The organism is Streptomyces sp. AcH 505, assembly GCF_000818175.1.
Classification (GTDB): domain Bacteria; phylum Actinomycetota; class Actinomycetes; order Streptomycetales; family Streptomycetaceae; genus Streptomyces.
Genome location: NZ_JTIY01000001.1, coordinates 6,367,206 through 6,379,532, shown reverse-complemented (window position 1 = coordinate 6,379,532; position 12,327 = coordinate 6,367,206). Strand labels below are relative to the sequence as shown.

Sequence of the window (12,327 nt, the reverse complement as noted above, 5' to 3'; positions counted from 1 at the left end):
CGCGCTCGGCTGGCTGAGCACGGAAGCCGGGCCGGGCGACGGGCACACCGGCACGCCGGGGATCTGGCTCGCCACCACCGACGCCGACACGCTGGTACCGAGGAACTGGCTGGCCCATCAGCTGCGGCAGGCGCGCGGCGGCTGGGACTGTGTCGTCGGGACGGTACGGGTCGCTCCGCACCCCACCCTCGGCGCCACGACCGTCGCACGCCATGACGCCCACTACTTCGCGGGGCGCCCGGTCGGCGCCGCCTGGGCGCATCCGCACGTGCACGGCGCCAATCTGGGCGTGGCGGCTGCGGCGTACCTCCGGGCGGGCGGGTTCCCCGCCCTTCCGCACAGCGAGGACCACGCGCTGGTGGCGGCGCTGGAACGGACCGGCAGTACGATCCTGCGCACCGACGGATGTCCCGTGCTCACCTCGGGGCGCGCCGATTTCCGGGCACCGTACGGTTTCGGCGCCCTCCTCGGCTCACTGGCCGCGCAGGAGCCGACCTGGGCGGGGCAGGAGCCGACCTAGGACCCTTCGCCCCCGGTCCGGGACGCCTTGCCCGCCGGGCCGACCAGCGCGTCGATCGCGTCCTCGATCGCCGACCGCAGATCGCCGACATCGGCCGATGCCAGCGGCTCGACGGGTGCCATCGAGCGCAGCGCGATCACCCCGCTGAACAGCGCGAGCACGAGCTGGGCGCGCAGTTGTGTCTCGTGCTCCGACCGCGAGGGCGCGTCGGCCGCACCGTCCGAGCCTGCCGCACCCTCCGACCCGGCGCCGCTCACCGCGACGATCCGGGCGACCGCGTTGTCCATGGCCAGCGTGCGCAGCCCCTGGATCTGCGCGTCGACGCTGCTGTCGCGCAGCAGCAGGAGCATGGGGTGGCTGCCGAACTCGGACCACGCGTCGGGGCGCAGACCGTCGAGGAAGTCGTCGACGATGCCCGCGGCCGAGGACTCGCTGTCGGCCAGCGGGTCGGGGGACGCGGCCACGACCGCCTGGAACAGGCCCTGCTTGCCGCCGAAGTAGCGGTTGATCAGCATCAGGTTGACGCCTGCGTCGTCCGCCACGTCGCGCGTCGTCGTCCGGTCGTAGCCGAGGACGGCGAAGCGCCGTCTGGCCGATCGCAGCAAGGCCAGGCGGGTCGCTTCGGCGTCTCGCGGCCGGGGGTCCTTGGCGGGCGGCGTGGTGTGCATGGCACCATCCTCCCTCATGTAATCGCTTGATTGACTCGCCGCTCCGCCGCTCGTAGGGTCTCCCCGGATGTAATCAAACGATTGCATCGCTGATGTCAGCACACTGTGAACGGGCAGGAAATCGGATGACCGAGACACCCGCAAGCGTCGAAAACCTCTCCCCGCCCGCGCGGGACAGCGATGAGGGCTCGGGACTTGGCACAAACCTCCAGATCATCGCCGTGGGTCTCGGCGCGCTGGCGGCGGCGCTGGCCCAGACCCTGATCATCCCGGTGCTGCCGGAGCTGACCGGCGACCTGCACACCTCGGTGGGCAACGCGCAGTGGCTGCTGACGTCGACCCTGCTCGTCGCCGCCGTCTCGGTGCCGGTGCTCGGCAGGCTGGCCGACATGTTCGGCCGCCGTCTGGTGCTGCTGCTCAGCCTCGGCGGGCTCGCCGTCGGATCGGTGATCGACGCGCTCACCTCGAACTTCACGGTCATGCTCATCGGCCGCGCCGTGGCGGGGGTGTCGGCCGCCGCCATTCCGCTCGGCATCAGCCTGCTCGCCGTCGTCCTGCCGGCCCAGCGCCGCGGTTCGGCGACGGCGCTGGTCAGCGCGATGCTCGGGATCGGCAGCGCCCTCGGCCTGCCGCTGGCCGGTCTCATCGGGGACAACGCCGACTACCACATCCTGTACTGGATCGGCGCGGGCGGAGCGGTGATCAGCGGGGCCCTCATCTTCGCCCTGGTCTCCGAGCCGCCGGCGGCCCGCGAGCGGCGGATCGACTGGGCGGGCATCACCCTGCTCACCGTCGGCCTGGTCTGCCTGATCCTCGGCATCTCGCAGGGCAGCTCCTGGGGCTGGAGCTCGTTCAGGATCATCGGGCTGTTCGGCGTCGCCGTTGTGTCGCTCGTCGCCCTGGCCAAGGTGGAGTCCCGGGTCACCAACCCGCTGATCGACATGTCGGCGCTCAAGCGTCCGCCGATCGCGCTGACCAACATCGCGTCGATGTTCGTGGGCTTCGCGCTGTTCGCGAGCTTCACCGGCACCACCTCGTACGTGCAGGCGCCGGAGGCGACCGGCTACGGCTTCGGCTCCTCGGTCCTCACCGCCGGGCTGTGCCTGCTGCCCAGCGGACTGCTGATGCTCCTGCTCGCGCCCGTGGCCGCCAAGGTCATCGCGAGCTGGGGGCCCGCGCGGGTGCTGGCCCTCGGCGGTGTGGTGATCGCCGCGGGACTGGTGTTCCGTATGGTCTTCGTCGACTCGCTGTGGCAGGTCGTCGTCGGCAGCTCGATCATCGGAGCCGGTACGGGGGTCGGCTACGCCGCGCTGCCCGCGCTGATCAACACCCACACCCCCTCGTCGCAGCTCGCCGCCGCCAACGGGATCAACGCCCTCTCCCGCAGCCTGGGCAGTTCCCTCGCCAGCGCCGTCGGCGGGGCCATCCTCTCGGCCGTCACCCTGCACCTGGGCCCGGCCGAGCTGCCCTCGCTGAGCGGCTACCGCGTCCTGTTCGCCATCTGCGCCGCGGCGGCCCTCACCGCCGCCGCCATCGGGCTTGTCGTGTCCCGGCAACCCGCGACCGACACCACCGTCCAGGCCGCCGGCGTCCCACAACAGGGCTGACCTTGTCTATCCGCCGCGAACGCGGGCAGGCGAACAAGTAACCAGCTCGTAGGTGTCCCACAAACGCACAGGCGGGTCGCACTCTCAAGGAGGTCCCATGTTCAAGGCAATCGCAGACATGTTCCGGGCCGTCGGTGGTGCTGTCGCCACTGTCGTGACACTGCCGTTCCGTCTTGTCGCCCGGCTCTTCGGCGGTGCGTCGGACTCGGCGCACGGACACCACTAGTTCGCTATACGGAACACCCCTCCAGCGGTCGGCGGGCCAGAGTTACCGGCATGTTTCCCGCAACCGCTGGTTAGGGCTACCCCGTTGACACTGCCCTGCGGCAGTTCTACGCTCCGAGCGTTCGGCTTATGGAACGGCGACGCTCAGGAGGCAGTGCCACGTGAGGTCAGGTCTGATCGGCCGAAAGGCGAGAACGCTGGCGGTAGTGACCGTCGCTGTGGGGGCTGCCGTGATCGGCAACGCCGGTGCGGCGCCCGCGAGCCCCATGGGCGCCGCACCGGCCGCCGCGCGGATCGGGGACCCGTTCGCCCCCGTCGACCCGCAGCATCCCGAAGACCAGCAGAACATGACCTGGAGCGACTACCAGGACGTGCCCGGTACGCACTGGGCGGATCCGGATCTGCGGCCCACCCAGCAGAAGCTGAAGATCGCGCTGGTCGCTGTCGACTTCCCGGACCAACCCTTTGTCATGACCCTGCCCAAGAAGAGCGATCCTTTCGGCAATCCGCAGATCGACCCCGTGGGGCGCGGCGACATCGCGCGGTTCTACGCGGACTTCTACAACAAGCCCAGCGCGCTCAACCACGGCCACACCGTCAACCAGTACTGGATGGAGCAGACGAACGGCCGCATCGGTGTCGAGTTCGTCCCCCTCGGCCAGTACGAGGCGCCGCGTCCTTCGTACGAGTACGGGCTCAACGACATCGGCCAGGAGGGCACGGGCTGTCCGGCCGGGCACACCTGCGACGGCAGCATCGAGCGGGACATCGACCCGCTCTGGAAGAAGGACGTGGGCGCCGACCAGGCGAACTCCTTCGACCGGGTGATGCGCATCTACGCCGGCTACGACGAGACGTCCGTCTGGCAGGAGTTCGGCGAGATGAAGTTCCAGACGCCGGACGACGTCCCCGACGAGTGGGGCCCGCCGGACCCGGCGCTGCCCAACGCCGTACGCAGCCGCTACACCGGCTTCACCTCCTGGAAGGCCGGCTCGCAGCTCTGGGGCAACTCCGGCATCCGGCAGGGGGAGAGCTCGGGGACCATCACCCACGAGATCACCCACACCTTCGACGTCGGTGACAACAACAACAATCCGTATGTGGAGCCCTTCCACCGGGCCGGCACAGGCCCCTTCGACGTGCTCGACCGCGGCTCCTTCAACGGTCCCGGCGGACCGCACAACCGGTGGCAGGTACCGGCCACCGAGGGGGCGTCCATGCCGGCCGGACAGACCGTCCGGACGAAGACGAAGCTCGGCTTCATCGACGACGAGCAGCTGCTGACGCTGTCCCCGCAGTCCCTCGCCGACAACGGCCTCGCGGTGTTCGACGTACGGGCCAGGTCGGCGAAGGTGAAGAAGAACGCGCTGCAGGGCGTCCGGGTCGATCTGGGCACGGACAAGACCCCGGCGTGCGACGTCGCCAAGGATCCGCTCTGCGCGGGACCCGGCTTCAGCGACTACACCATCGAGACCGTGCAGCGGATCGGCGCGGACTCCTTCACCCCCGACCACGGGGTGATGCTCACGAAGAACAAGCCCTTCGACGACGAGGGCGACAGCTGCGGCTACCTCTGCTTCAGCTGGATGATCGACGCCAATCCGCAGGACATCGGCATGGTCGACTTCACCAGGCCGGACGGTACGAAGGTGATGCGCTCGATCGGTGACTACCGCCAGCTCAACGACGGCCTGTTCCACGCGGGCACCGACTCGGGCAGCGCGTACGAGTACACGGACAAGGCCAACCGGCTGCAGTTCTACGTCATCGGCAAGAAGACGACAGCCGCCGGCGAGCTCTCGTACACCGTGGCGGTCCGTTCGCTCGACGGGTCGGGGACGCAGAAGCGCGGTGTGGCACTGACCCACGGCAACGCGGGCGGCAAGGCGAGCGGCAAGGGCGCGGTCTGCACGTTCGGACTCGCCAACACCGGGCATGCCGCACGCGGCGCCGCCGGCAAGGCGGCGGCGTACGAGGACGCTGACGTCTACCGGCTGTCCGCGAAGACCGGCAGCAAGGGCTGGCGGGTGGAGCTGCCCACCGCCCTGGCCACGGCCGAGGCCGGTCAGCACACGACCGTGAACGTCGCGGTGGCGGCGGGCAGGAACGCCGCGAAGAACGGGAAGGTGACACTGACGGCCCGCTCGGAGAGCGACCCGCACAAGACGGCCACCGCGACCTGCACCGTACGGCGCTGACGCCGCCGCATGAGGCGTACAGCCGCACGAGGCGTACAAGCCGTACGAGCGGTACGGAACGAGCCCCCAGAACGACCTGACCGTTCCGGGGGCTCTCCTCACGCCTGCGGCAGCCGCCGCTGAACCGCCTCGACACTGTCGCCGCCGCTGGTGTTGAACGCGATGGCGGCCCCCGGCGCATGCCGCCGGACCAGATTCACGACCTCTTCGAAGAACGTCAGCAGAGGCTCCGGCTTGCGAATACCGCCGCCGATGACCACCACGTCCCACACACGCCCGGACAGCGCCGCCACCACGGCGGCCTCGGCCGTAGCGTCCGGCGCGAGCAGTGTCATGGAGGCGTCGATGCCGTGCTCGCCGAAGCGGGCGAGTTCGTCGTCGAGGACCGCGCGCATCGCGTCCCCGTCCATGCCGGGCACCGCGTGCGGATCGAATCCCAGGATGAGAGCGGAAGTCATACCCTCGAAGACGATCAGCCGGCCGCTGTGGTTCCTCGGCCGCACGCGGCTCACCAGGTCAGCTCGGTCTGCCGGACCTCCACGACCTCGACCGTCCCCGCCAGATGCTCCGTGCCCGCGAGCGGCTGGTCCACCACCACGCGCACCGTCCGCAGCGCCGGATGCGCCGCGAGCGAGGACAGGTCCAGCGTCGGCACCGGCGCGCCCGGTACCGGTACGCCCGGCGCGGGCTCGGGGCGGCCCGGCGCGAGCGTCAGGGTGTGCAGGAGCGGGAAGCCGGAGAGCCAGAACCAGGTGGCCGACATCGATCCCGGCACCCACAGATGGGTGAGCCGCTCGGGCCGCACATGCCGGACCAGGTCGGCCGAGGTGAGCCCGTCCGCCACCCGCAACCGGCTGGGGGCGGCCAGCTCGCGCAGGGTGGTCAGCTCGTCCTGGCTGGTCACCTCGTAGTAGACCTCGTCCTCGGTCAGTCCCGCCAGCACACTCTCCGCGTACGCCCTGGTGTCGAAGCGGTGCCAGGCGGTGGACAGCAACTGCTGTACGGGCACGGCGGGATGGTCCCGGTACTGGCTGAGCAACGGCAGCGCCGCTTCACCGCCGATCAGGACGGCCGTCTCGACGGTGAGCAGGCACTGCTCGTCGGTGAGGCCGTGCGGTCCCGGCAGCAGTTCCAGCGCGACCGAGCCGATGCCCGCCAGGTCCTTCGCCTCGGCGGAGGTCCTCGGCGGGATCAGTGCGGCCGTACGCTCCTTGATCTCGGCGCGGACGCGCGGCTGCAGTTCGGTGGCGTGCTCCATCGCCGCAGCGGCGACCAGGTGCAACTGGGTCCTGCGGTAGCCGGAGTTCGAACTGTCGCCGCGCCGGGCGATGTCGAGCAGGAACTCCGCGCATTCGGCCGGTCTGGCGTGGGCCGCCGCCATCCGGATGACGTCCTCCCACTGCGTCTCCGCGGCGCGCAGGACGAGCAGGGAGATGTCCCCCTCCTCCACCGCGGCCTTGGCACCGAGGTAGTCCTGGAACGTACGGTGGATGAAGTCGATGGAACCGTCCGCCGGCTCCCTCAACAGCCCGCTGCGCAGCAGCAGATGGCGGAAGATCGTGGACGCGTCGCCCTGTGCGGCCGCGACCGGGACACCTGGCAGGGTGTCGGCGATGATGCGCTCCGCGTGGCTGTAGTCCAGCTCGGCCTTGCCGTTGAGGATGAACTTGTAGGCGAGGCGCTGGAGGAGCCGGATCTTGGGCTCCTCGGTGAGTTCCACGCCGTCCGGCGACGCCATGTCCCGCTCCCGGTCACGGCGCGAGAGCAGCATGGACAGCGCCGCCTCGTACAGTTCCTTGCGCGCGTGGGGCAGGTAGCCGCGCCGGTCGCAGTGCAGGGCGCAGATCAGCCCGCACATCAGCGGGTTGGTGGCCAGGCGCGCCAGGTCGTTCTTGCTGCGGACCGCCGCGCCGAGGGACGTCTCGTACATGTCGAGCTGTTCGCGCTGCTCGTCGCTCTCGCTCACACTGCGGGCGGCGTTGTGCCAGCGGTGGATGAAGGAGTCGACGCCGCTGCGGCTCATGGGGGCCAGCGACAGTTCGGCGAACGTCTCGGCGGCCAGCCAGCGCGGTCGTACGGCCGAGGGGCGCGAGGTCACGAGCCAGAGGTTGCCGGGATAGACGGTGATCAGGTCCTGGAGCCAGCGCCGGGTGCGCTCGCGCACCTTCTCCGGTGTCTCGTCGATACCGTCGATCAGGATGAGACCGCGGCCTGCGGCCAGCACCCGGTCCGTCCAGCCCGGCGGTTGCGCCGCGGCGAGCGGGCTCCGGATCCGGCTGAGGAAGTGGTCGGGGGTGGGCAGGTCGTCGTCCTGGCGGGTCAGCGACCGGATGGGCAGGACGAAGGGGACGCGGTCGGCGAACGCTGCGAGCGGGCTGCCGCCCTCTCTGAGGACCGCCCGGTCCTGGCGCGCGGCCGTGACGGCCATCCACTGCACCAGAGTGGTCTTGCCCGAGCCCGCCTCGCCGCGTAACAGCACCCTGTCCCGTCCGTGGAAGGCGTGCTCGGCGCGGATGGTGGCGTGTTCCCCGCGGATCGGGGCGCGCCGCGACTCGTGGGCGAAGCCGGCCTCCAGGCTCAGGTACGCGGCGTCGAGCGGCCACTGCTCCGGCGAGTTGGTGAGGTCGATGCCGTAGATCGTCAGCATGTTGTGCTTGTGCGCGATGTGGGCGGCGTAGCGCGCCTCGAAGAGCGCGTCCTGGGTGAACTGCGAAGGGACGCGTCTGAGCAGTTCGTCGGTGCGCGCGAGCGAATCGGCGAGTGCCTGGCTGTGCTGCACCAGCGTCCTCGGCACGAAGGTGGAGCGCTGGGTGAAGAAGTGCAGGATGTAGACGCACGCGGTCTCCAGCAGCGCGTCGTGGAGATTGGCGGCGGCGGCCGACAGATGACGCGTGGCGTTCGGCTCCACGGACCTCATGGCGCGGGCGAGGGCCTGCGGACCGAACCGGACGGCCTGCACGTCCTCCATGTCGAGGTCACCGAGGCTGTAGAGCGTGCGGGCCAGGGCCAGCGCGACGGACGCGTCCTCGCCGATCGGCACCGGCCGCTCACCGGGGCCCGCCGGCTCGACGGCGCGCCGCACGAGTGTGGCCGTAAGCTTGTGCAGGTCCTGTTCGGACAGGGTGCGCTTCTCGCCCCGGAAGCTGACCAGGGACGATATCCGCACCGGACGGTCGACCAGGCCGGCTCCGGGACCGTCCTGCTGGAAGAGTTTCTTGACCAGGGGTACGACAACGCTCGAAGCGAGCCGGGCGGTGGGCACTGTCGGGTCCATGGCCACTCCTTCGATCGGTTGATCAGCGTAGCCAGGCGACACGCTCCGGTCAGCGGATTCGGCGTGTTCACCCTTCGGTCAGGAATCGAGAAGCACGGTCACCGGGCGGCGGCTAGCGTTCGTCGGTGTGGAGGCCGCCGCGACCGCGAAGCGGCGCCCGGCAGATGGAGAGACGACACTCATGGCCAAGAGGACGAACGCGCAGCCGAGCGCGCCGCACGCCGCCGACAGGCACGACCTGATCCGCGTGCACGGCGCGCGTGTGAACAACCTCAAGGACGTCAGCATCGAGATCCCGAAGCGCCGGCTGACGGTGTTCACCGGGGTGTCGGGGTCCGGCAAGAGTTCGCTGGTGTTCGGCACGATCGCCGCCGAGTCGCAGCGGCTGATCAACGAGACCTACAGCGCTTTCGTCCAGGGCTTCATGCCGACGCTGGCGCGGCCCGAGGTCGACGTGCTCGACGGGCTGACGACCGCGATCATCGTGGACCAGCAGCGGCTGGGTTCCGACCCCCGCTCCACGGTCGGTACGGCGACCGACGCCAACGCCATGCTGCGCATCCTCTTCAGCCGGCTCGGGCAGCCGCACATCGGCCCGCCCAACGCGTACTCCTTCAACGTCGCCTCGGTCCGTGCCACCGGCGCCATCACGGTCGAGCGCGGTGCGGCCAAGACCGTACGGAAGACCTACACGCGCGCCGGCGGCATGTGTCCGCGCTGCGAGGGCCGGGGCGCCGTCTCCGACATCGATCTGGCTCAGCTCTTCGACGACTCCAAGTCGCTCGCCGAGGGTGCGATCACCGTCCCCGGCTACAGCATCGACGGCCACTGGACGCTGCGGCCCTTCACCGAGTCGGGCTTCCTCGACCCGGACAAGCCGATCCGCGCGTACACCAAGAAGGAGATGCGGGACTTCCTGTACCGCGAGCCGACGAAGGTGAAGATCAACGGCATCAACATCACCTACGAGGGGCTGATCCCCAAGGTGCAGAAGTCGTTCCTGTCCAAGGACAGGGAGGCGATGCAGCCGCACATCCGGGCGTTCGTGGACCGGGCGGTCACCTTCACCGCGTGCCCCGAGTGTGCGGGGACGCGGCTCAGCGAGGCGGCGAGGTCGTCGCTGATCGGCGAGATCAGCATCGCCGACGCGTGCGCGATGCAGATCAGCGACCTGGCGGCCTGGGTGCGCGGGCTCGACGCGCCGTCGGTCGCGCCGCTGCTCACGGCGCTGCTGCGGACGCTCGAATCGTTCGAGGAGATCGGTCTCGGCTACCTGGCGCTCGACCGTCCTGCCGGCACGCTGTCCGGCGGTGAGTCGCAGCGCGTCAAGATGATCCGCCATCTCGGCTCCTCGCTCACCGACACCACGTACGTCTTCGACGAGCCGACCATCGGTCTGCACCCGCATGACATCCAGCGCATGAACGGGCTGCTGCTGCGGCTGCGGGACAAGGGCAACACGGTGCTGGTCGTGGAGCACAAGCCGGAGACCATCGTGATCGCCGACCATGTGGTCGATCTCGGTCCCGGCGCCGGCAAGGCGGGCGGCAGTGTCTGTTTCGAGGGGACCGTCGAGGAGCTGCGGACCGGCGGCACCCTCACCGGCCGCCACTTCGACGACCGGGCGACCCTCAAGGAGGACGTGCGCAAGCCCACCGGCACGCTGGAGATCCGTGGCGCCGCCGAGCACAACCTGCGGGACGTCGATGTCGACGTCCCGCTCGGGGTGCTCACCGTCATCACCGGGGTGGCGGGGTCCGGCAAGAGTTCGCTGGTCCACGGCTCGGTGTCGGGGCGGGAGGGTGTCGTCTCGATCGACCAGGGCGCGATCCGCGGCTCGCGGCGGAGCAACCCCGCCACGTACACCGGGCTGCTCGACCCGATCCGTAAGGCGTTCGCGAAGGCCAACGGGGTGAAGCCGGCCCTGTTCAGCGCCAACTCCGAGGGCGCGTGCCCCAATTGCAACGGCGCCGGGGTCATCTACACCGACCTGGCGATGATGGCGGGTGTCGCCACGGTGTGTGAGGAGTGCGAGGGGAAGCGGTTCCAGGCCGCGGTGCTCGAACACCACCTCGGCGGGCGCGACATCAGCGAGGTCCTCGCCATGTCGGTGGGCGAGGCCGAGGAGTTCTTCGGCGCGGGTGACGCGCGTACGCCGGCGGCGCACACGATCCTCGGCAGGCTCGCCGACGTGGGGCTCGGCTATCTCACCCTGGGCCAGCCGCTGACCACCCTGTCCGGCGGCGAGCGGCAGCGGCTGAAGCTGGCGACCCACATGGCCGAGAAGGGCGGTGTCTACGTCCTCGACGAGCCGACCGCCGGGCTGCATCTGGCCGATGTGGAGCAGCTGCTGGGTCTGCTCGACCGGCTGGTGGACGCCGGAAAGTCGGTCGTCGTCGTGGAGCACCACCAGGCGGTCATGGCGCACGCCGACTGGATCATCGACCTGGGTCCCGGCGCCGGACACGACGGCGGCCGGATCGTCTTCGAGGGCACACCGGCCGACCTCGTGGCGGACCGCTCCACCCTCACCGGCGAGCATCTGGCGGCGTACGTCGGGAACTGAGCGGGACCGCCGGTCACATTCCTTCGCCGGGCTCCGTCAGTGCGGTGACGGCACCACGGAAACCCGAAGGGAACACCCTATGCGAGCACGTCCCATCACCGCGGAAGTACCGGCTCCGCCGCGGCTGGCCACCCGGCCCGAGGAGCTGCTTCCCGAGCTGGCGGAGGTGTCGGCGGCGCTGTTCCGGGCCACCGGCGGCCAGGCGGTACCGCGCAGCACGATCGGTCTGGTGCACCTGCGCGCGGGCCAGATCGTCGGCAACACCTATCTGACCGTGCTGCACACCGGCCTGCTGCGCAAGGCCGGTGTGTCGGAGGAGCGGATCACGGCGGTCTCGTCCTGGCAGGACGCGACGTACTTCAGCGGCGCCGAACGGGCCGCGCTGGCGCTGGTGGAGGCCGTGCTCCAGCCGTCCGCGCACGGTGAGCGGGTGCCTGACGAGTTGTACGCGCAGGTGTCCGAGTACTACGACGAGAAGGCGCTCGTCGCCTTGATCACCGTCATCGGACAGGTCACCTTCTTCATCCCGCTCGCCCTGATCGCCAAGCCCGTACCGGGCCGGTCGTTCGCCGACCCCTGGGTCTGACGGCGGTTACGGATCGGTTTTGTCTCAGCTCATCCTGACGGCTGACCCGGATACCCCCGGCGGTTGACGCCTGCGGACACCACCGCGCGCCACGCTGGTCCCCGACCGATGCGGGTGACGGGCGGAGGGGGAACTCCGGTGGAACGGTGGGACAGAGCAGGTCGGATCGGTGCGTACGGGGGTGCGGCGGCGCTGACGCCGTAATTACTCATCAAGTCGTCATGGGTGGTCGGTTCGCTGCTGGGCGTGCTCCCGGTCGGCGCCGGGTTCAGTCTCGCGGAGTGGGTGGCACTCAACACCGCGACGATCGGGATGGCGGCGCTCGGGATCGCGGCGGCCCTCGCGTTGGTGCGGCCGTGGGGCATGCGGATACCGGCGGGGCCGCTGCTCTTCGTGGTGTGGGTGGGGACCGGGTTCCTGGTGCCGATCCTGCCGTACGCCGTTCTCAGCTCGCTGCTCGGCCACTCGGACGACGCGGCGAAGGGCGACGACGGCGGGGCCTCGATGCCGGGCTGGGAAGCGGCGCTGGTGCAGACGGGGTTCGTGGGGATGGGCCTCGCCCTCGCCGTGGCGCTCCCCGCGTATCTGCGCCGCCGCTGGCCGGACGCGTTCGCCGGACGCCTTGGGGACGCCGGGCACGTCGGAGACGGCGGGGGCGGCTCGGCCGGGGGCGGCTCGGCCGG

The 12,327-nt window shown here is 70.3% G+C and carries 8 protein-coding genes and 2 pseudogenes; 7 read left to right on the top strand and 3 right to left on the bottom strand.

Annotation, left to right across the window (positions count from 1 at the left end):
- A pseudogene (locus HY68_RS39695) lies at positions 1–520 on the top strand (hypothetical protein); the annotation flags it as partial.
- On the opposite strand, the gene HY68_RS28395 reads toward HY68_RS39695, so the two are convergent.
- Positions 517–1,188: a TetR family transcriptional regulator gene (locus HY68_RS28395; protein WP_041994118.1), complete on the bottom strand. Its 672-nt coding sequence runs from the start codon at positions 1,186–1,188 to the stop codon at positions 517–519. The pseudogene HY68_RS39695 and the gene HY68_RS28395 overlap by 4 nt on opposite strands.
- Before the next feature lie 125 nt (positions 1,189–1,313).
- Between HY68_RS28395 and HY68_RS28390 the strand changes: the two genes are divergently transcribed.
- From HY68_RS28390 to HY68_RS28385, 3 genes are all read left to right on the top strand, one after another.
- Entirely contained in the window at positions 1,314–2,795 is a 1,482-nt protein-coding gene (locus HY68_RS28390) for an MFS transporter (protein WP_041994116.1), read from the top strand.
- A 97-nt stretch (positions 2,796–2,892) separates the two neighbouring features.
- Entirely contained in the window at positions 2,893–3,021 is a 129-nt protein-coding gene (locus HY68_RS46075) for an LPFR motif small protein (protein ID WP_277816771.1), read from the top strand.
- Between the two features lie 205 nt (positions 3,022–3,226).
- Complete coding sequence (locus HY68_RS28385; RefSeq protein ID WP_241778704.1) at positions 3,227–5,218, top strand: peptidase M6; 1,992 nt, start codon at positions 3,227–3,229, stop codon at positions 5,216–5,218.
- Positions 5,219–5,316: 98 nt separating this feature from the next.
- On the opposite strand, the gene HY68_RS28380 is transcribed toward HY68_RS28385, so the two are convergent.
- Entirely contained in the window at positions 5,317–5,676 is a 360-nt protein-coding gene (locus tag HY68_RS28380) for a hypothetical protein (protein ID WP_041997417.1), read from the bottom strand.
- A 50-nt stretch (positions 5,677–5,726) separates the two neighbouring features.
- Positions 5,727–8,492, bottom strand: coding sequence for an NACHT domain-containing protein (locus HY68_RS28375; RefSeq protein WP_052457208.1), 2,766 nt, complete (start codon positions 8,490–8,492; stop codon positions 5,727–5,729).
- Between the two features lie 181 nt (positions 8,493–8,673).
- Here HY68_RS28375 and HY68_RS28370 point away from each other — a divergent pair, with 181 nt between their 5' ends.
- The 3 genes and pseudogenes from HY68_RS28370 to HY68_RS45605 all read left to right on the top strand — a co-directional run.
- On the top strand, positions 8,674–11,058 hold the full coding sequence (locus HY68_RS28370; protein WP_041994114.1) for an excinuclease ABC subunit UvrA: 2,385 nt from the start codon (positions 8,674–8,676) through the stop codon (positions 11,056–11,058).
- Between the two features lie 79 nt (positions 11,059–11,137).
- Positions 11,138–11,644: a carboxymuconolactone decarboxylase family protein gene (locus tag HY68_RS28365; protein WP_041994111.1), complete on the top strand. Its 507-nt coding sequence runs from the start codon at positions 11,138–11,140 to the stop codon at positions 11,642–11,644.
- Between the two features lie 225 nt (positions 11,645–11,869).
- Positions 11,870–12,327: pseudogene (locus tag HY68_RS45605) on the top strand (hypothetical protein); the annotation flags it as partial.